We start from the raw sequence: 22,524 nt of genomic DNA, 5'->3' as shown, positions 1-22,524 counted from the left end.
CCAGCTTTACAGAATCATAATTATCGGCTCTTTGGGATAGGTGGGGGAGTACCTGTAAAAGGGGCTGTTGCCTGACCATCGTTCGTGGCGTTTTCTGCCCGGACCCCGGGGATCAGAACTGATCAGCCGGCGGCGCCCGGTTCACGGCGGGAATGTTCAGGAAGGCGGAGTCAAAAGGCAGGATAATCAACCCTTCAGAGTATGGGGACTGGTAGCGTCTATTGCCCACACCATTGAGGATCGGCGGTTGGCACTCGTTCCTCAAAGGTTGCCGGTAGAGTGCCGCTTGCTAGAGGCGAACTATCAATTTTCCTTCATTTTCACCGCTGAAAAGTAGCCGCACGCCGTCGGGTGCGGACTCCAATCCGTTCAAAACGTGTTCACGTAGCTTTAGGCTGCCTTCCGAGAACAACTCGCGAAGGGTGCGGTCGATGCGAGACATCACAGGGGCATAGTCAGGAACGACGTATCCTTCGATCTTTGCTCTTTTGAACAGCAGCATTGGGAGATTTTTGACACCATGGGCCAGCTCTGGGCTTGAGAGGTTGTACTGAGACATTGCTCCACACAGTGCGATGCGGCAGCCCACAGCCATATTGGCGAGTACTGCGTCTAGGACCGTGCCGCCAACGTTGTCAAAGTATACGTCCACTCCACTCGGACTCAACTGGGTCAGCCGTGCAGAAACGTCCTCCGATTTGTAGTCGATGGCGAAATCCGCCTTGAGTTCGTCTACGGTGTAGGTGGACTTTTCATGGCCGCCGGCGATAGCGATTACTCTGCAGCCCAGGCTCTTTGCAAGTTGCACTGCAACGGAACCAGTCGCTCCCGCCGCTCCAGATACCACGACAGTGTCAGAGGGTTTTGTTTGAGCGATTTCGAGAAGGCCGATGGCAGCTGCGCGGCCGACGTGCGAGAAGAGGGATAAATATGCCGTATCAGGGATTGACGAGCCAGCATTGTGCTTCTCGAGCCATGTAGCGCCGACTATCGAGTACTCTTCCCAGCCCCACATCCCGGTCACGAGGTCGCCGACGGCGAAACCTGGGTCTGCGGAGGCAATGACTGTCCCCAACCCGAAACCTATCATCACGTCACCGACCGCCAGGGGTATGTACATAAACTCCGGCTTGAGCGTCAGCCAGTTGCGGGTGGTGGGGTCCAACGACATAAGCACCGTTTTCACGATCACCTCACCGTTCGCCATCGACCTTACTGGACGCTCTTCCAGGCGGAGGCAGCTGGGGTCATATTCTCCCAGCGACGGTTTTGCTATCACCCAGCCTTTGCTGCGGATGGCATTACCGTCGGTGTCTTGGATGGAGTCGTTTGCTACTGAAATTGTTTTTGAGGAGGAATTGATCACGGCTGTGCCTTTCGGTTATTCTCGCGGCGGCATTGCCCCGAATAGTCAGGCTTCCAATGGGTGAATGAAGATCTGGGCCTGCCCATACCTTGCTCGGGAACCGCACCGGGGCGATTGCCGGAGGCTGTGCCTTTTCCGTCACCGCGCGGAACAGCCCAGAGGCCGCGAGTGCATTTTTCGAGTGCACAGGACAAACCGGATTTTTGCCCGTCTCCGAGTGGGTCAGCTTGCGAGCCACACCGCGTGCGAGGGTGCAGCTCGCCCACGTCCTATTGCCCGAACCGTCGACCGGGCCGTGTGTACATCGGCCCGGTCGACTGTTTCTTCAAGATGTTAGTGGGGAGCCGTTTCTATAAGTTCCACATCCTTGGACAGTGATGCCGCGGCAACAATCGCTAGGACTGCGGCTGCTACCCCGATAAGCCATCCCACGCTGTAGTTTCCGGAAGCAGGAATGGGGTTCTCCGGTGTGAGGCCCATCCCGATGACGGCGCCGAACAAGGCCGCGCCGATTGAGGCACCTGTAAGGGCGATGCCAATATATATTGCCGCAGTTCCTGCGCCCTTACCCTCGGGCGCTTCAGCGGCGATCACCGAGAGGGCGATGGTCAGCAGCATGGTGTACGCGATTCCGTAGAGCAGCACGCCGACCAGAACACCCCAGACGTGCTGGTGCATGAAGTACAGCCAGCCAAACGCCAAGAGCAGCAGAACTGCGGCCCCTACAAAGGGAACACGGGGTCGCACCCGACCCAGCATCCCGGGGATCCAGCGGCCGACCAGGATACCTGCGACGGTCATCGGAATGAACAGGAACCCGGCGACGAGCGGACTGAGGCCAAAACCATACCCAGCAAGCGGAAACGGGGTCTGCGCGTAACCCAGAATGAGGTTAAAGGTAATCATTCCCCCGACGCCCATAGCTATGAAAACGGCGTAGGCGGGCAGGAGCCGCCGGCTCCTTAGCAGAATGACATCGACCAGAGGATTCTTACTGCGACGTTCCCGTGCGTACCATGCGGCCAGGCCTGCGAGGCCACCGAAGAAGAAGATTAGCGTGGGGACGGACATCGGGCCCCAGACGGTGCTCTGGCTGATGCCCACACAGACGGCTGTAAGAGACAGGCCAAGAATGCCGACAGACACTACCTCGATGTGCTTCTTGGCGGAGCGGTTGCGGAGGGCCGCGTCGGAATCTGAACCCCAAAGGGCGACACCGAGGAGGCTGATGAGCGTCAGAGCCGCGCCAATCCAAAAGCTGTGGCGCCACGTAGCGCCCAGTTCAATCATCAGCCCGCCAAGCCCGAAGCCCAAGGTGACCCCGATCGCCTGCCCACCGGCAATAACGCCAATCGCCTTCTTCCTGCTCAGCGCGGTCAGCCGGTCGTTCATAATTCCGATGACCAGGGCTTGGCCTGCGGTGATGCCAACGAGGGCCCGACCTATCACGAGAGTTTCGAAGTTCACCGCCAGTGCTGAGATCACGTAACCGATGAAAATTACTGACACGCTGATCAGCAGCAGCTTCCGATGTCCCAGTAGGTCTCCTGCTTTAGACAGGAAGGCTATTGATACCGCGCCCATGAGAAGAGTTGATAGCAATGCCCAGGACACCTGTGTGGGCGTTAGGCCTAGCTCCGCGCTCATGGAGGAATAGAGGGGAATGGCCATGAGGGCCCCAACTTCGTTGAGCATCATGAGGCCGGAGAAGGTTATGCCCATGAGCATTCCTTTGTACTTCCAGTCGAGGATTCCCCTGGTGGGTACTTCCTTCGCTGCGAGTAAGTCTGGGTTCGTGTTCATATTGGTCCTTGGGAATGTAATGCCATTGCAAGCGCTTCTCGACAATGAGACGTGCCGTGAGGCAATGGCTGAGTGAAGTGAGAGATACCACGGGGTCCAAGCAACTTGTATGACGGCTAGACAGCAGACGCTGCGCACTGTGAAAAACGGTAAGTTCTGCCTTGTCCGTAGCTATCCGCTGAAGTCTTTCATGCATTACGAGTGCTGACTAGACATGTGTCTAACTTCTTCAGTAACTTTTTTCACTCGATGTATATGGTCATACATTCTGCGCATGCCGGTGAAGGGTCGCCGGATATTTTTCATGCTGCGATAAAAATTGTGCTATTCGGCTGGTCAGTTAGTCCCTGCCTGACGTGTCCCGAGAACAACAAGGCCCGTTCGATGTCTGCAAACCACCAACTGCAATTGGGCCCGGCAAAGATCAAGGTATCGTGGACAGGAGCAGGCACTTGAAGAATAAGGCAATCAACCTTACGTAATGATCGGCCTTGTCATGGAGGCGGGCGAGTGTGGCGCGTGACGGCACCAGACGCTTAAGCGTGACGGGACCAGGCGCTTAAACAACTGTCCGGACTGCTGCTTTAGCTGGCCGGACAGTTGTTATATTTGGTGCCGCTTCTGGGCGCTAAGGCCTGCTCAGCCGCATGATCTTGTCGCCGTTGACGCTGCCGATGAGGATATCCCCGTCGACTTGAATGGCGGTGGTGGGGCTGGCAAAACCCTTTGATGTACCGGACGCAATCTCTTGGGCGGCGAATTTTTCCGGGTCTATTTTCATGACTTGGTAACCCGGTCGTGGCTCTACCTGGCCAGTCAGATAGCCTTGGAAGGTCTTGAAGCTGTCAATGTCCTGCCCGGTTACCAGCAGCGCGTCGTCGGGGGTCCAGCGCAGATTGTCCGGCATAAAGTCCAGCTTCAGAACCTGGGGGTCGCCGTTGCTCCCGCCCACGGCGAACTTGCGGACGTCCCTACTGCCCCAGCCCGCTACGTACAAGTCGGCTCCGTCTGCTGAAAGGGCTATGCCGTTAGGAGCTGACATCTCGGACCCGGGAACCTTCTGCCATCCGGTCGCGGGGTCCGAGTGCAGAACATATCCGGTGTTATCCCCGGCAAAGGCAGCCTCGAAGCCGGCCATCTGGTTGGCCGGATCAAAGTAGTGCGTCACGTAGAAGCCGTCCGAGGCAGGGTCGGGAACCACACCGTTGCCAAAGGTACCTTCGGGCAGCAGCTCGCAGCCGATCCACTTCACCTTCACCTCCTTGCCCGCTGAGGGCTCGAGCGTGAAGACCTCCACTGATTCCCTGCCGCCGTGATTGACGACGAAGAGCCGGCTGCTGCCATCATCCTGCGGCTGGAGCCCTATGCCGTGCGGGGATGCGATGCCCGGTTCCGGTGGTGCGGGACAATCCTTGTACAGCTCCTCATCTAGCTCGATGCTGTGGTCACGCTCCGGCCAGATTTCGGTGAGTTCCTCACTGGTCTTGTCCATCAGGTAGAGATGTCCGGCGCCGCCGCCCTCCTTGCCGGGATCAGCGGACATACCGCTTACCACCAGAAAATCAGTACCCGGCAGAGCGATCAGGTCCTCGGGTTTGGATGGACCGTCCACCAGCCGTTCACTCCAGGCTTGATGTCCATTGTCAGTTGGGCTAGCCGCTGTTGTCGTAGCGGCGTTCTGGCGGTCCCGCTGGCCAGCCTCCGAGCTGGCGCAACCGGCGGCCAGCAGGGCAATCGACGTGTACAGCATCGCCAGTAAGCCTCGGCGGCTGACTTTTGTAGACGATTTCATGAGGGGCTCCTAATCCAAAATGAGGGCAGAACACGCACGCCGTACCACTTGGCCGGTGGCGCGGAGATAGTTGTGGTGAATTACGTGACTTCAGGCTGTTATGTGACCTCGAACGGCGGCAGGTCGCATGGCCTTCCAGAGACAACGCCCACGTCGCGATGAAGCCGACTCTCTTTCTGCGACAGGCACAAAGGGGCGGTTTTGGAGCTTGCGCGTTCTGCTGGTTGGTAGCTTCCGAGTGCTGCGAGCAAGCCTGCTCGATGGCAGGTCAATCCAGGGCGGCGCTGCGATATCTCGCTCTGTCTAGGGAAGCTGCCGTTGCCACCTGAAAATTTCAGTCTGAAGAAACAACCGGCGCTCGTTCCCGTTGTGGAGTATGACCCAGATGATGGAGCCGTCCGGAGCTACAGCGTCGACGATGCCCGCGTTCCGACGTCCCTCATGGTCGATCAGGACGACGTTAATGCCTGGTTCGAGATCGACCCAGGCATGTTTTGTGAGGGGCGCAAGCACCTCCTTCATACTGAACTGTTCCTGCTGGCTGGGCGGTGTTGGCTGCCTTCTGTACAACGCATAATCCGATTCTTGCTTGTGTTTTGCATCTTGCCCTAACTGCAATGGAGTCGTCGATAGGAAGGGTGCGGAGCCTCGTACTGTCAGCTAACTCGAATCAAGCTCACTGACAGTACGAGGAAAAGTTTGGCTAAGAAAATTCCGCAGCCGTCCGCACGGCGTCCTGGCTGTTCCAAGCCACTTCAAGGTTTCTCCTAATCGGAAGCATCGCCAAGGGCAGGAATTCCTGCGGGGCGTCAGGCACGGCGCGCAGGCTCGGTAACCGCGTGAACAACACCCGCAATGCTGCAGCGCCCTGAGCGCGTCCCAAGGGCTGCCCAAGACAAGCATGACGTCCCTTGGTGAAGGCGTAGTGATCCTCGGGATTTTCTCGATGGATATCCCATTCTTCAGGGTTTTCGACGTGCGACGGGTCAGTATTGGCGCTTGCCAGAGCGAGCCAGAGCATATCGCCCTTAGCGACAGGGACACCCGAAATTTCCACGTCTCGGGTTGCCTGTCGTGATGCGAAGGGGGCCGATGGTCGTCTGCGTACTGTCTCCTCGATGACACGCGACCATAGTGCGGGGTCCGCTTGCGCCTCTGCGAGCTGCTCAGGCGATGCGGAGAGGAACAAAATTGCGTTGGCGATAGCCTGGGCTGTCGTATCGGTGCCAGCTGCCGCAAATTCGGTGAGGTGCATGGCGATACGTTCGGCAGTCAGCGCCGGCTCGCCACTGCGGTTCCGGGCAGTTGCCATAGTCGTGATGATGTCAGTGCCGCTTCCTTCACGACGTTCCTCGACCAATGTCCGCAGTCGCAGTTGAGCCCTGACATAACGGTCCCAGACCTGGGTGCGGCGTGGTTCTTCCATTGGCTCCCGGCCGCTTGCAAGGATGGCAAAATGATCGTCGCGCAGCGTGCGCATCATTTGCTCATCGCCTGCTGTTAAACCGAGTAGTGCCATAAGGGTCTGCGTGGTCAGTTCAAGGCAGTACCCCTCCATGAGGTCTGCGGAACCTGCGCTTGCGAATTTGTCGATGATGCGGTGCGCACGCGTTTCGATTTCGGGGATCAAGGCGTCAATGGCGGGCTTAAGAAAACCTCGCTGTGCTACCTTCCGGGCCTCCGTGTGCTCCGGCGGATCCATGCTGATCATGATCTTGGACATTAGAGAGGACGGAACAATTTCTGCGAACTCGTCCGGCACTGGAATGCTTCCGCCGTTGCCTCGGCAGGAAAAAGACTCCCAATCCATGAGAATAGCGTCTACGTCTTCACGGCGGGTGACGATCCATGTATGCAGCTCAGTAGACCAAAAGACGGGGTTGTCTTTCCTTGCTTGCTTGTACATGCTGGCAGGATCACGTAAGGCCGCTGTCCCGGTTGGGTCGAATTCCGGCGGTGCCGCCGGCCGATCATAAGTTGGGGTTGTCAAGATTGCTCCTCGAGTAAGTTTTCTGACCGGTCGACGGGTCAGACCGCTGCTGCAGCAGCCATCGTGGAGAGGCGCTGGAAGCGGATCACGTTGTCGCCTTCGTCCATAACGCCCGCCGTCAGGCAGGAAAAAGTCAGGTCGAGTTCCGGGTCCACCCAGAACAAGGTAGAGCCGGCCCCGTAGTTGCCATGGGTCCGCGGGCTGGTCGTGGATCCGAAGAAGGAGGCATGGGTCCCTGTGCCAGACAGAGCGAATCCCAGACCGAAGTTCCCTGGCGGCACTTCCCACCCGCGCGCGATGGCGATGCCAGCATAGAGGCTATTAGGGGAGGTGCCGGTCTGGTTCGTCGTCGCCAGATCAAGCATGGCCGGAGACAGGATCCGCTGGCCGTCCAGTTCGCCTCCGCGCCTTAGCATCTCAGTGAAGCGGTGAATGTCTCCGACGGTTGAAACGGCCCCCACCCACGGCATCTCTGCTTCTTCTGTGATGATTTCTTCCATGACCTCCACGTCGTATGCATTCAGCCATCCTCCGTCAGGGAAGCTTGCACGCACCGGAACCATCCGCTCGCTCCATGCCCTGGGTGCGCCAAGAGCCGTCTGTGTCATCTTCAGAGGCTGGAATAGTTCGCGAGACATCAACTCCCGGAACGACGCGGCGCCCGTCGCGCGCCGGACCATCTCACCAAGAAGCGCATGGTTCAAAGCGGGTGAGTAGTCGAAACTTCCTCCCGGCTCTCCTACGACGTCCAGCTCGCTGATTGCGCGAATCACGTTATCCAGGTTGCCCAGTTCTGCATAAGGCAGCGGGTTTGGCGTAACGACCAGACCAGCCCGGTGCGTCAACAAATGTGCCACATTAATCCGGTCCTTCTTCCCCTGACGGAAACGGTCACCGGCGGCAAACTCCGGTATGAGTTCCACCACCCTCGTCGTGAGATCCATCTGGCCGCGGTCGATCGCTTGCAGCACCAGGACATTGGTGAATGCCTTTGTCATGGAAAAAATCCGAAAAATGTCGTCGGCGCTGGCTGTCCTGCCGGCTTTGCGGTCGGCGAAACCGATCGAGGCTTCCAGCCCTACTTGACCTCCACGAGCGATGACGATGTTGGCACCGTCGTAGTGCCCGGCGGCAATATCGTTCTCGATGCGCTGTTCGATCCGTGACAAGGCAGCGGAATCGAATCCTGTGTGAGCTTCATTGATCAAGGCAAAATCCTTCTAGATGTGGCCACAAATGAGCCGATGACTTCTGAACCGTGCGTTGTGAGGTGCACCACGGATGAGGACTAGACTCACACACAAGTAGACACGTGTCCAGTTTTTTTGCGCCGCACCGACCAGGTGGCTCTAAGTCCATCCACCCTCTTACTAGAATTGGACGCACTATGACGATGCTCCCGTTGCCGCTCGCCAGTTCAGCACCCCTTCCCGTTGGCAAGAAACAGCGGACACGGGACAAAATCACCGACGCCGCCCTGCGCGCCTTTCGGGATCAAGGCTATGAACTGGCTACGGCAGAGCAGATTGCGCGCATGGCAGGGATTAGCCGGTCAAACTTCTACCTGCACTTCAAGAGCAAAGCTGAGCTCGTCGTCAGCATGCTGGAAAACTTGGAGCCAGAGGTCATCGGCATGTACTCAAGCTTGGACAAGTTGCTCAATTCTCCGGCCGCAGATGTACGGGGCTGGGTGTTTGAGACCGCCAAGCTGTGGGACCGCGATGCACAACGATTTGAAACTTTGGAACGAGCGTTAGCAGTCGAACCCCTCGTCTCCGAGCGGTGGGCCCTAACGCTTCAGCATGCAGCCGACGCCATGCCGCAGTATCTCTCTAGATTTGAGGAGGGTGCTGCTCGCACCCGCGCACGCAGTCGCCTATTGACGTTGATGTTCCAGTATGAACGCTCCATGTATTTCACCGTCGTTCGCGAGACAGGCCTGGACCGCAAGGAAATGATAGCGGCCCTTGCGGATCAATGGGCTGAGCTTCTTGGACGGGGAGCGCCGGACGGTCGGTAATTAGTTGCGCCCGTCGATTTGGGCGTGCCGCTCGTCGTGTTGCTTCACGGGCTGATCAATCCGGCGGCTCCAAAGCCGGCTCGAGCCGCCGCAGGCCGCGCAGCTCCTCGGCTTTGGGAATGCCTGGTCACCGACGGGCGGTTGCTACAACGCCTGGACCAGCAGCAATGCGGTCTTTGGGTGGGAAGCACTAACGCAGCGGTCAGTCGTGGACGTTACTTTGTGGAGCCTGACCAGATGAACAGCTCCAGATAAATCCCGGAGTCCATGTCGCTTGACAGGTCTAGGCTAATGCAGCTGGACCTGTCATGCGGCAAGTGCGCACGGCCCAGCACGCGGTGCTCCTGCCCAATTTTCCGCACCCCCAGTTCCGTCCAAACATGATTTCCCCGTGGAACGATGCGGCAGGAAGACCGCGGTGCCGGCGTACGGGCAGACCTGAATCGGCAAAAATAAAAAAACTGGACACGTGTCTATTTTTGCTGGCATAGTGGTGGCATACATCACCCTCCGAGGTGCCAAATGTCACAGCAAGGACGATCATGAATTTTGAAGGCAAAGTCGCTTTTATCACCGGTGCCGCCTCGGGCATCGGACTTGCAACAGCGAAGGCTTTTTCAGAGGCAGGCGCCAGTGTCGTGGGCGTGGACCTGTCTGCCGACTCTCTGGCCCGGGAGTTCAACGCCATTCCCCGCTCGATGGGCATCGCGTTGGATATCTCCGACAGTGCCGCCGTAAATGACGCCTTTCTCAAGCTCGACGCCGAGTTCGGGCGGCTTGACGCTGTGATCAACGCTGCCGGCGTCAATGCTCCGACAAAGTCTGCCAACGAAAAGATGGTGGAGACCAATGTGAGGGCTTTTCATGCCGCCCGGAACGGTGAGGCTTTTTTCGCAGAGTATCTTTCGGATACCTCCGATGAAGACTTCCGCCGAGTGATGGAAGTGAATTTGTTCGGTCAGTTCTATGTCATCCGTGCAGCAGCCCCACTCTTGAAGAAGACGGGCGGCGGAGCGATCGTGAACGTCTCCAGCGCTGCAGCACTTGTCGGAGTGACAATGCCTCTGTACTACCCAGCCTCAAAGGCGGGAATTCTGGGGCTTACCCGCGGTGCGGCATCCGAGCTGGCCCCCTTCAATATCCGAGTCAACGCAATAGCTCCCGGTGCAGTCGACACTCCACTCTTTCGGCAGCAGCCAGAGGACTTCAACGAAGGACTTATCGCCATGCAACCGCTGCGGCGTATCGCGCAGCCTGGCGAAATCGCGCAGACATTGCTGTTCCTGGCCAGCGACGAAGGGTCCTACTACACGGGACAAACCATTTCCCCGTCCGGTGGCATCTACATGTGACCCCCTTAGGACAACTTCCCCAACTCTCTCCTCGGAAAACTCCCTTTCACTACAATCCCCGCAAAGAAGCGAGATGATCATGAGCAACCACTCCCCCGCCTTGCAGGCTGACAGACTTAGCGACGATGGTGACACTGACGCTCTTTTCCGCACGGAAGTTCATGCTCCCGAGGCGGACAGCACATCCAAGCGTGCGTCCTCCGGCGATCCCCTGGCGCGACTGACTGTTGCGGTCGTAGACCGGAGCGAAGCCTCGGACGGGGTGGTGACGTTGACCCTTGCCGATCCAGACGGCCTTCCCTTGCCCGAGTGGTCCGCGGGCGCGCACATCGACGTCCACCTCGATGATGAAACTGTGCGGCAATATTCGCTCTGTTCGATTGCTCCAGAACAGGAGCGCTGGCGGATCGGCGTCCTGCGAGAGGCTAACGGCCGGGGCGGATCCAAAACAATTCACGACTCAGTGCAGCTCGGAAACCATCTGACAGTGGGTCACCCCCGGAACAACTTTGCACTCGTTCAGTCCAAAAAATACATCTTTATTGCAGGCGGCATAGGTGTCACGCCAATACTTTCGATGATCGGCCAGGCCGAGCGAGACGGTGCAACCTGGTCACTCATCTACGGCGGCCGTTCACTTAGCACCATGGCTTTCAGTGAAGAATTGTCCGCCTACGGAGACCGTGTCCGGCTTGTACCGGAGGACACCGAAGGTCGGGTCAACTTCGCAGAACTTCTCCGTGAAGTACAGAATGAAACTTTGATCTATTGCTGCGGACCAGAGCCGCTGCTGAAGGCAGTGGAAGAAGCGAGTGCCCACTGGCCGGTGGATAGTCTCCACACGGAACGCTTCGTTCCAAAAAAGATAGAAACCGCAGCCGATACAGAGTTCGACGTTGAGTTCGTCGACAGCGGCGTAACGCTTCGCGTCCCTGCTGACCAGTCGATTCTGGAAGTTGCCGAGCAAGCGGGCTTGCCAGTCCTGTCTTCCTGCGGAGAGGGCACATGCGGGACCTGCGAAACAACCGTCCTGGAAGGTACTCCTGACCACCGCGACTCGATCCTGACGGCCAGCGAAAAAGAGCGAGGTGACACCATGTTCATTTGCGTTTCACGCTCAAAGAGCGGATGCCCTCTCAAATTGATGCTCTAAGAGGCCGGGCAGGATCGCCTCATCACCTCGACTGACCGAAGCCCTTACTGGAGCAAGAGCGGCGTCACTGATGCCGAAATGGGCGGACGGTGAAGCGCTAGAAAATGATCTACAACAACGAAGTGACGGAGCAATGAAACACATGTCCTTCGAGGAGCCCCTCGAAATTTCCGTACAAACACGGTTTGAACTTGATGAGCTCTTGGACAGGGCCGTAGGGCGCCTTATTCCAGTGGCGAAAGCCCGCCAGGTCGGAATTGCGGTTACACGCCGTGGAGCAGGCCGGTATGCAGTGGCGTTATGTCAAGACGTACCCTGCGGAATCACGCGGCAGTACTGGTGAAGCCGATCGGCCACATTCGTAGCGCGTACGTAGTCCTCATCGAGAACAAAACGGCCAGCCGCCTTTTTGCTGAAGTATCCCCCTGTTTCATGAAGGAGCAATGTGATGCCAAAACATGTACAGCCCGATGACATGCCGGAACCTTCCCACGGCTGTCCCCTATTGAGAGAAGCAAGCTGGCCCCAACGTCCCAGCTCCCTTGCAGCAACTCCATGGGAAGGCCTCTATGACGGTGCCGCTGTAACGGTAGGCAATGAAGTACATCCGTCTGGGGAGGCTGCCCCTGCTCGAGCGATATCGGCCCGTCGATACCTGGTCGCGTTTAGACCTAGCGGCTATTCCAGTAATTGACATACAGTAGGACAACCTGTTTCCCATCTGCTCGTCCGCCCTTCCGAGCGCCAAGGTTCATTGTCTTCAGTGGTTCGCTGCTACCCTAGTGCCCCTTCTACGGGGAGGTGTTGCGGGTGTGTAGTGCTAGACAGGGGCGGGGCGGAACCACCTGCGGGCATGATTTCTTGTAGGCGCATGTAGTGGACATCACCGGCATGTATCCTATTTACTTGGATTGTATGACGATCCTTCCGGCGGTAATGTGCGTGTTGGACCGCTGCGACATCGAATAGCACGCCGAGCTACCCCTGCCCGCAAGGAAGCGGACGGGTCGAAAGGTGGAGTATCAATGAATGACCAGACCGTACTGATCGCGGGGGCAGGTCCAGTTGGCGTGCTGAATGCCTTGGGCTTGGCGCAAGCGGGAATTCGCGTCACGTTGATGGAACGAGGGTCGAGCGTCGTCCAATCACCTCGGGCGATGGTCTATCACTGGTCCGTGCTCGAGGGACTTGAAAACCTGGGAATTCTGGAAGAGGCCGTTTCCAGGGGCTTCACTAAGCAGGACTACACCTACAAGGTCTACAAGACTGGCGAAGAGATATCCTTCGGACTCCAGCCTTTGGAGAACATCGTAAAACACCCCCATAACCTTCATCTGGGACAGAACGCCCTAGTGGAGATCGCGCTCGAAAAGCTTAGAAACTTCCCCAACGCCGAAGTGCTCTGGAATACCTCAGTCCAGGCTGTTGACCAAAGCCCAAGAGGAGTGCAAGTGTCGGTTATCCGCAATGGCGCACCGGAGGTTATAACCGGCTCATGGCTCATCGGAGCGGACGGCGCAGGCAGCACAGTACGATCTGCGATAGGCCTAGAATTCGAGGGCATTACATGGCCGGAACGCTTTGTAGCCACAAACCTCCGCTTTGACTTCGAAGAGCATGGATGGGGCCAAACGACTCTACTAATCGACGATCAGTACGGTGCCATCGTCACGAAGATCGACACCTCAGGTCTGTGGCGTTACACGTACTGCGAGGACGCAACGCTCCCCGTGGACGGCGTCGCGGCGAGAATGCCCGCGTTCTTTGACGCTGTGTTTCCCGGTCTCGAAGGTATAGAGGTTGAGGCTTTTTCGCCGTACAGCATGCATCAGCGCGCCGCCACGAGCTTCCGCAAGGGCCGCGTTCTTCTTGCCGGCGACGCCGCACATGCGACAAATCCCACCGGTGGATTAGGCCTGACTTCAGGACTCTTCGACACATACGTCCTATACGAGGCCCTGGCCGCTGTTATTTGCGGGGACGCCCCTGAAGGGGTCCTGGACCGATATGCCGAGGAGCGACGGAAGGTGTTCCTTGAAATAGCCTCTCCCACTGCCAGTAACAACAAGCGGCTTGTTTACCACTCGGACGATCCGGTCCGCTTGGAGGAAGACCTGGCGGCTCTACGCCAACTTACCGTGAATCGAGAGGCCCTCATGACACGGTTAATGTTCCCCAAGTCATTGGAAACGCCCTCCCTCATCAGCACCTCGGCAAACCCAGAATCGTCCGTAGCATGAAAAATTTTAGGGATTCCGTGGCAGTAGTCACTGGCGGCGCGAGCGGCATCGGGTTCGCTATGGCGGAAAAATTCATCGCTGAAGGAATGAAGGTCGTTGTCGCCGACATCGAAATCCAGGCTTTGGAATCTGCCGTAGACAAGCTTTCCATAAATGGGGCAGAAGTCCTCGGCGTGCAGACAGACGTAAGTGACGCAGAAAGTGTCCGCCGCCTCGCTGAAGAAACTATTTCTGCCTACGGGCAGGTCAACCTCTTGTGCAACAACGCTGGCGTTGAGAGCGGTGGTACGTTCCAGAACATCCCCGCCCGGACCTGGGAATGGGTCATGGACGTAAACTTTTTCGGCATCATCAACGGATGCCAAGCATTCCTGCCGTATCTGGAACTCCAACCCGAGGCACACATCGTCAACACTGCTTCGCTTGCGGCTTTCGCAACAGGTACACCCACGATGAGCCCCTATTGCGCTTCAAAATTTGCCGTCCTGGGCGTAAGCGAGTGCCTTGAGGTTGAACTTCGCTCGGCCGGCAGCACCGTTGGAGTATCTGTATTGGCGCCGGGGCCAGTGAAAACCCGGATGCCCGACGCTGAAAGAAACCGGCCCAGCGACGTGCCACCCGCCTCTGAGGAAACCAGGCTCGCAATGATGCGGCAACTCGCAGAAAAGGCCGCCTCAAGCGGGCTTGAACCGTCCGTCGTAGCCGATATGGTGCTGGACGCGGTACGAGACAACCAATTCTTCATTCTTCCGCACCCAGAGGCCGCACTGGCAGCGGTCCGTCGCAGACTGCATTGGATGGAGTCCAACGAAGCTCCCCCACCAAGGGTAGCGGGCACCTAAGCGGGGGGACTCGCGTCCAGGCCCTGCTTCCCACCCGAATAGCAAAGTCGACAAAGGAAACAGCCATGACGAAAACTTTCGTTTCCATCCCGGTCAAAATTAGCCATATCACGGACGTCTTCCCAACCCTGCGTCCGCTATGAGCGCCGTCGATAGCGGCGTGCGCCACGCGCCACCTCACCGCGACGCGCCCGCTGCGAACATCCGGCGGGGCAGCTTTTGGTTGACCGGAGACGTGGTCGAGGGTACTCGAGGCCCACGGTTATTCGGTTCCTCCTACGTTCAGTGGGAGGCCCCCGGCGAGCAAAGCTCCGCTCTACCCGTCGTACTCATCCACGGAGGAGGCGGCCAAGCAACCGATTGGCTGATCACTCCGGACGGCAGACCCGGATGGGCTCCTCTTCTGGTCGAAAGAGGGCACCCAGTTTATGTCGTCGACCGCCCTGGTTATGGCCGTTCAACGTACCTCCAGGACCTCCAAGGGAGTACCTTGCCACCCTTGGACTATGCCGGAGCCGCTGAGTTGTTCGTCCCCAAGGGGCGCGATGCCATAGGTCACTCGGCTTGGCCTTGGGACAGAACACCCGGCACTCCTGAACTGGATGCAGTTGTTGCTGCCGCCCAGCCCTTTCTCGCCGATACGGAACTCAGCAACCAGTTGGACCAGGCCAGAGTAGTGGACCTGCTGGACCGCATCGGACCCGCCATCATAATCACTCATTCTGCAGGTGCACCTGCAGGCTGGCTGGCGGCGGACGCACGTCCCCATCTTGTCGCTGCTCTCATTGCCGTCGAACCGTTGGGCCCGGTTTTCAAGGACTTGGGCGCCCGAGGAACTCTCAAATGGGGCCTAACCGCTTCACCCATAACCTTCGACCCGAAGGTCGATGATCCCGACAACCTTCGAAAGTCCTTTTCTCACACTCTTGTCAGACTAAAAGACGTTCCTGTTGCCGTTGTCAGCGCTGACACATCCGGCCGCAGAGCCAACGACGAAGTCACTGCCGCTTTCCTGCAAAAGTCCGGAGTCACGGTCGACCATATCCTCCTTTCAGACCACGGAGTCCAGGGCAATGGACACGGTGTGATCTTTGAAGCCAACAACCAAGAGGCGCTGCGCGTCCTTCTCCGCTGGACGGACGGCGTCCTTAGTAATCCATGCAATCTCCAAATTAACGACAATCGCCCAATGACGGGCGAGAAGGGGCGGCGGCCATGAATACGCGAACCGCGACTGCCAAAAGGCTCTGGGCGCTCGATGCCCCAACCATGAACTTGGACGCAGGACAACTTGTAGTAGGTGCAGAGGGAACCATCACGTTTCCCCTCCCTGCCTTCCTTATTGAGCACGAACGGGGGCTCATTCTCTTCGACACCAGCTTCACACCAGCTCTGAACGACGATCCGTACTCTGTTTTCGGAGAACTGGTAGATGTTTTGGGCATCAAGACCAACCCCAGCCACCGGATCGATACACAAATCGCAAAACTGGGATTCCGCGTTGAAGACGTCACTCACGTCATCCTTTCGCACACGCACTCCGACCACTCCGGCGGCCTTTTCCTCTTCCCCAGTGCCAAATTCTTAGTTGGGCCTGGGGAATTTAACTGGGCAGAGAATCCAAGTCCTGCGCAGGCTCACCTCTTCCGCGCTGAAGACATAAATCCTGTTCGTCACTTGGACTGGACAACACTACGCGGACCCGAGCTGGATCTCTTTGGAGACGGCTCCATCAGGATTCTGCACACCCCCGGGCACACTCCAGGTGAGCTGTCCTGCGTAGTAGCGTTGCCGTCGCAATCAATTGTGCTCACAGGGGATACTGTGCACCTGCGCGAAGCTCTGGACTGGGAAGCCCCTGACCCGCATGACTGGAACCCCGAGGTCGGGAAGCGAAGCATCCAGCTACTCAAGAAAATCAGGGACACGGAAAACGCCAGGATCTGGATCGGCCACGATCCTAACGACTGGTTGGAATTTGGTGGCCCAATGACGCCCCAGGAATAACATGATCCTCGTTGACTACAGGTGCCGGCACTGCGGAGAAAAACAAGAGTCATTGGTTACCTCACCGCCGCCCGGCTCGCTTAGTTGCTCCCGGTGCGGCAACGAAGCGCGCCGCCTTTTTACCACTGCCGGCCTCCTGCGAAAGGGCGCCGCGGCAAGCGAACGAAGCACCCGCTGCCTCGACAACCCTGATGTACCGGGCCTGTGCCATGTAGGAGAAGCAGGGAAGAAGAGCCTGATCGCAAGATTCCGTGGTGATGACGACACTCTGGAACGGGAAAAGCGGCATCAAACTATACAGTTCGAGCGGACAGGACCCCCATCACCGGAGCAAGTCTTTGCCCACCAGCACTCTTCAAAGGATTCAGATGCACACTAACCCGCATCTGCAGCAAAGCCCCGCCGTTCATGGGTCACCTTGGAACACCGCCGACTTGGTCGTATATGGGGTCCATGGCCGCGGGCAGGATGCTGACTACATGGCCGCCTTAGCAGATCGAATCGGAGTTCCCGGGATCAGCTATGTTCTTCCTCGAGCCGCTAATCACAGCTGGTACCCCCACGGGTTTATGGAACCAAAGGCGAAGAACCAGCCGAACCTGAACGAAGCGCTTGCAGCTGTTCAAGAGCATCTCGAACTACTTGAGGACCTTGGCGTCCCCGCACGCCGGACCGTCCTACTCGGTTTCTCCCAAGGCGCATGTCTGCTCTCCGAGTACATCCTGCAGAGCCAGAGATCTTTCGCTGCGGCAGTCCTGTTGACCGGCGGATACTTAGGACCGGACGACGATGCGTGGGCAGGTAAGGGCACGGGACTCGAGAGGATGCAGGTTTATATGGCCACCGCAGCCGAGGATGCTTGGGTACCCGCGCATCGAGTAGAGGCGACGGCAGCTGCACTCAAAAGACACGGGGCACAGGTTGAAGTTCGCATCTTTGACGAGCCGGAACACCACGTCAATGACGACTCTGTTCAGCGCATCGCCGATTTGCTTCGGCGGCTGCAGTTGGAGAATTCCGGAACGCACTCCGCTTTGGGCGAAATTCCCGACGCAACTGTCGGTGGCGGCTCAGGACGACTTAGCGAAAGGACCTCCCAATGAGTGACACGCACTTCCCCCAAACGCTCAGGCCAGCCGAGGATCCGGAAACACCTCCCGAGGGACTCACCTGGGGAATAAAACGGAGCTTCATCCGCTACATAAGCACCGTCCCCGATGGGGGACACGCCATCGGGGACGGTGCGTCCCTTGCACACACCAGTTTCTTTACCTTCGCCCCGGCACCAGGCAGCACATTTGACCCAGTGACAGCCACTGGCACTCTCAAGTTCAAGGGTCAAGTTCGGCTTACAGGGCATCACAACATGCTCTTCGTTATGGTGGCGGATCCATGGATCGAACTCGATCACGAGAATGCGGTCCTGACTGTAGTCGACGCGACGGCCTGGCCGGACAGAACCAGGCGCATTCATCTAGCGACGCTCACCCCCGGTGCCCACCAAGTGCTTCCTGGAGGCTCCATCGTCTTCCCCTCCGTCCAGGCCAGGTTGGCGGAATCAGGTGCCGCCACCTTCGGGGGCAACTACCCCGCAGGAGAAGAAATGGATCCCCTGTTCGTGTTCCACCCGCCCACTGTCGCTGCTAGGGGTGAAAGCGGATTGTAGGCGCCACGGCAAGACTCCAGCCGCTATCGTCCCAGCTGTGCTCGCTGGGTCTATCCCTTACTTCAAAAATCAGACAGAATAATATTGTATGACGAGCATATCGTCTGTCGTTTAGATACAATCGTAGTGAACCGGTCTAGTTCAGATCAACCAGCCCGGTGAGCGTGGAGTCGAAACGGCGTAGCAAAAGATAGGGGCTATGACGGAAGGACTCTGCATGGAGTGGCTCGTGGACCATGAATGGGCACCGTTTCGTCATCTGCAAAGTACTCCGTTTTCGAAAGTCCCATCGGCTCCACCGGCAGCAATACGCCGGCAGCTTTGGGGCGGGTTGGGCTATTTCTTGTTCTGCCCGCATCAGGGCACTTCCTGAGCCAACTCCCCACAGAGAACCAGCCGCAAAGAAGCGAGAAACCCATGAGCAATTACACGAATGACCTTCAGGCCGAGGCAACTCCCAGTCCCAAGAACACCATCGGCAGCGCCGCCTTCGGGGAAGCGCACCTCACCGGCAGTGATCCTGACCATGGACGTTTGGTTCCTAACGATCCGCTTGCCCGCCTGGGGGTAACCGTCGTGGAACGCCTGGACGCTGCCGAGGGTGTCGTAGCCCTGACGCTTGGGGCTGCCCCGGGAACTACCTTGCCACCTTGGACCCCGGGGGCCCACATCGACGTACATGTAAGCGATGAGATCGTCCGTCAATACTCCCTCTGTTCAGCCGAACTCCTTCAGGACCAATGGCGCATCGGCGTTCTGAGAGAGCCTGCGAGCCGAGGGGGATCTCAGGCTGTTCACGAAAAAGTCAGCGTGGGGCAGCAGCTATTGGTCAGCCATCCACGAAACAACTTCCTTCTCTTGCCATCCAAGAGGTACCTTTTCATCGCAGGCGGGATAGGCGTAACCCCTATAATCTCGATGATCGGACAGGCAGAACGGGATGGTGCAGACTGGAGCTTGGTCTACGCTGGACGCTCCCTCAAGACCATGGCGTTCGTTGACGAACTCTCCAGGTACGGAGATCGCGTCCGTTTTGTCCCGGAAGACACGGACGGCCGGGTCGATTTCGCAGCCTATCTTCAAGAACCCCAGGACGCCACGCTTGTCTACTGCTGTGGCCCGGAGCCCCTGCTCAATGCCGTCGAAGAGGCAACCGCGCACTGGCCGAACGAAAGTCTACATACAGAGCGTTTCATCCCTAAGAAAATTGATGCCGGTGGAAACGTCCCCTTCGAAGTGGAGTTTGTTGAGAGCGGGCTCGTAATGCAGATCCCGGCGGACAAGTCGATTCTCGAAGTTGCCGAAGAGGCCGGACTACCTGTCATTTCATCTTGTGGCGAGGGGACCTGCGGAACCTGCGAAACCCAGGTAGCAGAGGGCACCCCTGACCACAGGGATTCCATTCTCACAGACTCCGAGAAAGAGAGAGGCGACACCATGTTCATTTGTGTGTCTCGCTCCAAGGGAGGCTGCCCGCTTAAGCTGATGATCTAGGTGCACCTGGACTGATGGCGGCGCCGGCGGCAGGGAAACATGTCTCCGTCTTCCGTGAGTTCAACTGCTTCCCTCCGCACCTAAGCACCAAGAGTCATGGGCATAAATGACCCTTCGGCGAAGGCATTGCCGTGGCCAGTACAAGCTAAAGCGCGCAGACTGCCTTGAGTCAACTTTTGCAGGTCGGGTTCCCTGGACGCCAGGATGGCCGATTCTCTTGTATCCATGACCACACCCGGACGCCGTTCCGACGGCCGATGATAGCAGCGAGCATCATTTGCACACCGGGATGGTCGACCACATCCTGGTGCTTCCACGAAGCCGAACCATCGGGGCGCAGCGAGAGGGCTCATACCAGCTATCCCGGCTCGTTGAGCGCTCCGAGCCGGATTGGTGATGAGGTCAAGCCCGAGTGAGGCTTGCGTGTCGCTGCTACTGGCAGGCCCCTGCGGGTGGGCGTTCCCCGTAATCGGGTTGCTTGACGGAGCGCCGGATATCTAGCCAAAACCTGACGGCTTGTACCTTCTCTGTCCAGTCTCCCGGCAGCCTCCCCGACGTTTCCCTGCCGACGTCGAGGCGAGGCGATACATCGATCCCGGAATTACAGATCCCTAGGATGGGACGGGTGAGCCTGCATCAGGAGATGTCGATGGTTACCACCGCTTTGCTGCCGGCGGGTTGAGAAACAGCCCTGGAGACGCAGCAGCACATTTTTTCTGCGGCTTTTTGCTGCCGTGTGCTGTAGAAGACGTCACGGTGATCAATAGACCCTTGGAGATCTAGCACCCGGACTTCGCACAGGCCACACTCGCCTTTGCGGCAGTCAAACATCATATCCAGCCCTGCCCCCTCCAGGGCTTCCAACATCGATTCGCCGGGGCGCACGGAGGTCTCAAATCCCAAACGTGGGACTCGTACCAGGAACTCTTCCGGGTCGTACCAGCCGCTGTTCCCGAAGGTTTCATACCTGAGGTTGGCTGCAACAAGGTCCCGGGCATCCCAACCCCGCTTTACGGCGTCCATCAAGCGGATAGGTCCGCACATGTAGAGCTCGGTGTCATCGTCCACCGCATCAAGGAGTTTATCGACGCTCAGGGCAGTGCCTTCGTCATCGACGTGTAGTTCCAGGGCGTCTTTGTGCAGGTCTTCCAAGTGCGTCAGGTAAGCCATGGAGGCACGGCTGCGGCCCGCGTAAACGAGCGTGTAGTCAGCCTTGAGATTCCGCAGAACCCTGGCCATATTCAGAATTGCAGTAATCCCGATTCCCCCTGCCAGGAGCACATATCGGGGTGCCCCCACGCGGAGTGGAAAGTTCTGAAGGGGCTGTGTGATTTCCAGCTTGTCGCCGGATCTCAGGGTTTGCATGAAGAGTGATCCGCCCCGGGATTGCGGAGCCTTAAAGACACTGATGGCTACGCGTCCCCCGTCCTCCGTAGAGTCCACCACGGAGTAGGACCTCCGGTGTCTTTCCCCATCGATGTCGACCAGCACATCGATGTGTGAACCTGGTTCAGCTTTCTTTGGCGAGGGCTGCTCGAACACTATTCGTTGAATATCAGTCGCGATCGGCTCGGACGACACGACCGTTCCAAGCTGCCAAACCTCTATATTTGTTGCTGCCATATCTACTTCTCAGTTCTCATCATTTTCGGCATGGACGTAGTGCGAGTCGGCTTAGGTCGTGGGGACCAGACGGCCTTCGGTTTCGAGTTGGCGCTCAATCAGTCTCCTGACCCACATTCCGCCCGCGTCAATGTTGAGGTTGTAGAACTCGTAGTCCGGATTCGCGTCAATGGCTTCCTGCTGGGCCTTGAGCATGGCTTCATCCTCACCAAAGACGCCGTGAACGCCATCTCTGAGCTGGGTGGTGATCAGCTGACTGTCCAGGCGATAGTTGCGCATGAAAGCCCAGAAGTAGTGGCAGGTCTTCGCTGTTTCCGGGGTAATTGTGTTCATAACAAAACCGTTAACGCCTTGGCTGCGATCCCCTTCCGGGGCGCCAGTGCCGGCCTTCGCCACTCCTACGTCGATATTGATGGTGGACGGGGAATAGAAAGTGATGATCTGCCAACGGTCCACCTTTCCACTGAATCCAGGGAACTTGTCGCGCATGTTCTTGAGCCAGAATGGCGGGGCATCGATGTTCAGCATCCAACGGGACACCGTGACCGTGTTACCGTCCTGCGTGACAACGAAGTCGGAATCGCTGAGTTCGTCTTGGCCAATCGAGGAGGAATGCACGAACTCCTCGTGCGTGAGATCCATAAGGTTGTCCAGCACAAGCTGATAGTTGCAGGGGGCCAAAATTGTCTGTCCGTCTCCCGCCCATTCCGGTGACGTCATCTGATGCATGTCCGGAACAAGGTCCGGATCGGCCAAGGTCGCATCACCCAGCCACACCCAGACATACCTGTACCGTTCAACTACTGGAAACGACGGAACAGTGGCACTGGGGTTGATCGTTTCCTGCGCCGGCATAGAAACGCAACGGCCCGCCGAGTTGTAGACGATGCCGTGGTAGGGGCACTGAATGCCATCCTTACCGACAGCTTTCCCCAACGACAGGGGCGCAAGCCGGTGCCAGCACGCGTCGGCCAGCGCGACGGCCTTTCCATCTTCAGTGCGGTACAGGGCAAGTGGCCGGTCCGCTACTCGACGGGACATAGGCTTACGCGTCACTTCGTAATCCCAGGCTGCTACGTACCAGGCGTTCAAGGGATAACCCAGAACCTTATTGGTAGTACTACTGCGCGTGGCGGCGATGCTCACAGACTTTTCCTTTCGGTACCGGTTGCCGCT

General features: G+C 57.9%; 17 protein-coding genes. 10 read left to right on the top strand and 7 right to left on the bottom strand.

Translation table 11 applies throughout. The annotated features are described in order from the left end of the window. Positions 1 to 289: 289 nt before the first annotated feature. The 5 genes from AC5RWA_RS08975 to AC5RWA_RS08955 all read right to left on the bottom strand — a co-directional run bounded on the left by AC5RWA_RS08975 (position 290) and on the right by AC5RWA_RS08955 (position 8,159). Complete coding sequence (locus AC5RWA_RS08975) at positions 290 to 1,366, bottom strand: NADP-dependent oxidoreductase (protein WP_494057325.1); 1,077 nt, start codon at positions 1,364 to 1,366, stop codon at positions 290 to 292. Between the two features lie 333 nt (positions 1,367 to 1,699). Continuing rightward, on the bottom strand, positions 1,700 to 3,169 hold the full coding sequence (locus AC5RWA_RS08970; protein WP_494057324.1) for an MFS transporter: 1,470 nt from the start codon (positions 3,167 to 3,169) through the stop codon (positions 1,700 to 1,702). 628 nt (positions 3,170 to 3,797) lie between these two features. Further along, positions 3,798 to 4,961 carry an SMP-30/gluconolactonase/LRE family protein gene (locus AC5RWA_RS08965; RefSeq protein ID WP_494057323.1) on the bottom strand — a complete coding sequence of 388 codons (1,164 nt, stop codon included), beginning with the start codon at positions 4,959 to 4,961 and terminating at the stop codon, positions 3,798 to 3,800. A gap of 703 nt (positions 4,962 to 5,664) precedes the next feature. After that, complete coding sequence (locus AC5RWA_RS08960; protein WP_494057322.1) at positions 5,665 to 6,867, bottom strand: cytochrome P450; 1,203 nt, start codon at positions 6,865 to 6,867, stop codon at positions 5,665 to 5,667. Between the two features lie 122 nt (positions 6,868 to 6,989). Then, on the bottom strand, positions 6,990 to 8,159 hold the full coding sequence (locus AC5RWA_RS08955) for a serine hydrolase domain-containing protein (RefSeq protein WP_494057321.1): 1,170 nt from the start codon (positions 8,157 to 8,159) through the stop codon (positions 6,990 to 6,992). Positions 8,160 to 8,338: 179 nt separating this feature from the next. Between AC5RWA_RS08955 and AC5RWA_RS08950 the strand changes: the two genes are divergently transcribed. From AC5RWA_RS08950 to AC5RWA_RS08905, 10 genes are all read left to right on the top strand, one after another. Next, entirely contained in the window at positions 8,339 to 8,971 is a 633-nt protein-coding gene (locus AC5RWA_RS08950) for a TetR/AcrR family transcriptional regulator (protein WP_494057320.1), read from the top strand. Positions 8,972 to 9,513: 542 nt separating this feature from the next. Continuing rightward, positions 9,514 to 10,323, top strand: a complete 810-nt coding sequence (locus AC5RWA_RS08945) for an SDR family NAD(P)-dependent oxidoreductase (RefSeq protein WP_494057319.1) — start codon at positions 9,514 to 9,516, stop codon at positions 10,321 to 10,323. Between the two features lie 79 nt (positions 10,324 to 10,402). Next, positions 10,403 to 11,476: a PDR/VanB family oxidoreductase gene (locus AC5RWA_RS08940; RefSeq protein ID WP_494057318.1), complete on the top strand. Its 1,074-nt coding sequence runs from the start codon at positions 10,403 to 10,405 to the stop codon at positions 11,474 to 11,476. Between the two features lie 1,025 nt (positions 11,477 to 12,501). Next, on the top strand, positions 12,502 to 13,716 hold the full coding sequence (locus AC5RWA_RS08935; RefSeq protein WP_494057317.1) for an FAD-dependent oxidoreductase: 1,215 nt from the start codon (positions 12,502 to 12,504) through the stop codon (positions 13,714 to 13,716). Continuing rightward, positions 13,713 to 14,558 (top strand): SDR family NAD(P)-dependent oxidoreductase, encoded by an 846-nt coding sequence (locus AC5RWA_RS08930; RefSeq protein WP_494057316.1) that lies wholly within the window; start codon positions 13,713 to 13,715, stop codon positions 14,556 to 14,558. The genes AC5RWA_RS08935 and AC5RWA_RS08930 overlap by 4 nt, the downstream gene beginning before the upstream one ends. A 139-nt stretch (positions 14,559 to 14,697) precedes the next feature. Further along, positions 14,698 to 15,777, top strand: a complete 1,080-nt coding sequence (locus tag AC5RWA_RS08925; protein ID WP_494057315.1) for an alpha/beta fold hydrolase — start codon at positions 14,698 to 14,700, stop codon at positions 15,775 to 15,777. After that, positions 15,774 to 16,565 carry an N-acyl homoserine lactonase family protein gene (locus AC5RWA_RS08920; protein WP_494057314.1) on the top strand — a complete coding sequence of 264 codons (792 nt, stop codon included), beginning with the start codon at positions 15,774 to 15,776 and terminating at the stop codon, positions 16,563 to 16,565. Before AC5RWA_RS08925 ends, AC5RWA_RS08920 begins: the two co-directional genes overlap by 4 nt. A gap of 368 nt (positions 16,566 to 16,933) precedes the next feature. Further along, positions 16,934 to 17,668: an alpha/beta hydrolase gene (locus AC5RWA_RS08915; protein ID WP_494057313.1), complete on the top strand. Its 735-nt coding sequence runs from the start codon at positions 16,934 to 16,936 to the stop codon at positions 17,666 to 17,668. After that, positions 17,665 to 18,231, top strand: coding sequence for an HtaA domain-containing protein (locus tag AC5RWA_RS08910; RefSeq protein ID WP_494057312.1), 567 nt, complete (start codon positions 17,665 to 17,667; stop codon positions 18,229 to 18,231). The genes AC5RWA_RS08915 and AC5RWA_RS08910 overlap by 4 nt, the downstream gene beginning before the upstream one ends. Positions 18,232 to 18,648: 417 nt before the next feature. After that, entirely contained in the window at positions 18,649 to 19,725 is a 1,077-nt protein-coding gene (locus AC5RWA_RS08905; protein WP_494057311.1) for a PDR/VanB family oxidoreductase, read from the top strand. A gap of 636 nt (positions 19,726 to 20,361) precedes the next feature. Here the strand turns inward: AC5RWA_RS08905 and AC5RWA_RS08900 are convergent. Then, a complete protein-coding gene (locus AC5RWA_RS08900; RefSeq protein WP_494057310.1) occupies positions 20,362 to 21,348 on the bottom strand; it encodes a PDR/VanB family oxidoreductase in 987 nt (328 codons plus the stop codon). A 51-nt stretch (positions 21,349 to 21,399) separates the two neighbouring features. Then, the gene (locus AC5RWA_RS08895; RefSeq protein ID WP_494057309.1) at positions 21,400 to 22,494 is read right to left on the bottom strand and encodes an aromatic ring-hydroxylating oxygenase subunit alpha; all 1,095 of its coding nucleotides are present in this window, start codon (positions 22,492 to 22,494) and stop codon (positions 21,400 to 21,402) included. Between the last annotated feature and the right edge of the window lie 30 nt (positions 22,495 to 22,524).

Source organism: Arthrobacter sp. 210 2 (assembly GCF_059093025.1).
The sequence above is the reverse complement of the archived record's forward strand: the minus strand, read 5'-3'. Positions and strand labels throughout refer to the sequence as shown.

What these genes read in the sequence shown, in the direction of transcription:
- AC5RWA_RS08970 (WP_494057324.1), bottom strand. Translation starts at nt 3,169, where the DNA reads ATGAACACGAACCCAGACTTACTCGCAGCGAAGGAAGTACCCACCAGG.
- AC5RWA_RS08965 (WP_494057323.1), bottom strand. Translation starts at nt 4,961, where the DNA reads ATGAAATCGTCTACAAAAGTCAGCCGCCGAGGCTTACTGGCGATGCTG.
- AC5RWA_RS08960 (WP_494057322.1), bottom strand. Translation starts at nt 6,867, where the DNA reads ATGTACAAGCAAGCAAGGAAAGACAACCCCGTCTTTTGGTCTACTGAG.
- AC5RWA_RS08950 (WP_494057320.1), top strand. Translation starts at nt 8,339, where the DNA reads ATGACGATGCTCCCGTTGCCGCTCGCCAGTTCAGCACCCCTTCCCGTT.
- AC5RWA_RS08945 (WP_494057319.1), top strand. Translation starts at nt 9,514, where the DNA reads ATGAATTTTGAAGGCAAAGTCGCTTTTATCACCGGTGCCGCCTCGGGC.
- AC5RWA_RS08940 (WP_494057318.1), top strand. Translation starts at nt 10,403, where the DNA reads ATGAGCAACCACTCCCCCGCCTTGCAGGCTGACAGACTTAGCGACGAT.
- AC5RWA_RS08935 (WP_494057317.1), top strand. Translation starts at nt 12,502, where the DNA reads ATGAATGACCAGACCGTACTGATCGCGGGGGCAGGTCCAGTTGGCGTG.
- AC5RWA_RS08930 (WP_494057316.1), top strand. Translation starts at nt 13,713, where the DNA reads ATGAAAAATTTTAGGGATTCCGTGGCAGTAGTCACTGGCGGCGCGAGC.
- AC5RWA_RS08925 (WP_494057315.1), top strand. Translation starts at nt 14,698, where the DNA reads ATGAGCGCCGTCGATAGCGGCGTGCGCCACGCGCCACCTCACCGCGAC.
- AC5RWA_RS08920 (WP_494057314.1), top strand. Translation starts at nt 15,774, where the DNA reads ATGAATACGCGAACCGCGACTGCCAAAAGGCTCTGGGCGCTCGATGCC.
- AC5RWA_RS08915 (WP_494057313.1), top strand. Translation starts at nt 16,934, where the DNA reads ATGCACACTAACCCGCATCTGCAGCAAAGCCCCGCCGTTCATGGGTCA.
- AC5RWA_RS08910 (WP_494057312.1), top strand. Translation starts at nt 17,665, where the DNA reads ATGAGTGACACGCACTTCCCCCAAACGCTCAGGCCAGCCGAGGATCCG.
- AC5RWA_RS08905 (WP_494057311.1), top strand. Translation starts at nt 18,649, where the DNA reads ATGAGCAATTACACGAATGACCTTCAGGCCGAGGCAACTCCCAGTCCC.
- AC5RWA_RS08900 (WP_494057310.1), bottom strand. Translation starts at nt 21,348, where the DNA reads ATGGCAGCAACAAATATAGAGGTTTGGCAGCTTGGAACGGTCGTGTCG.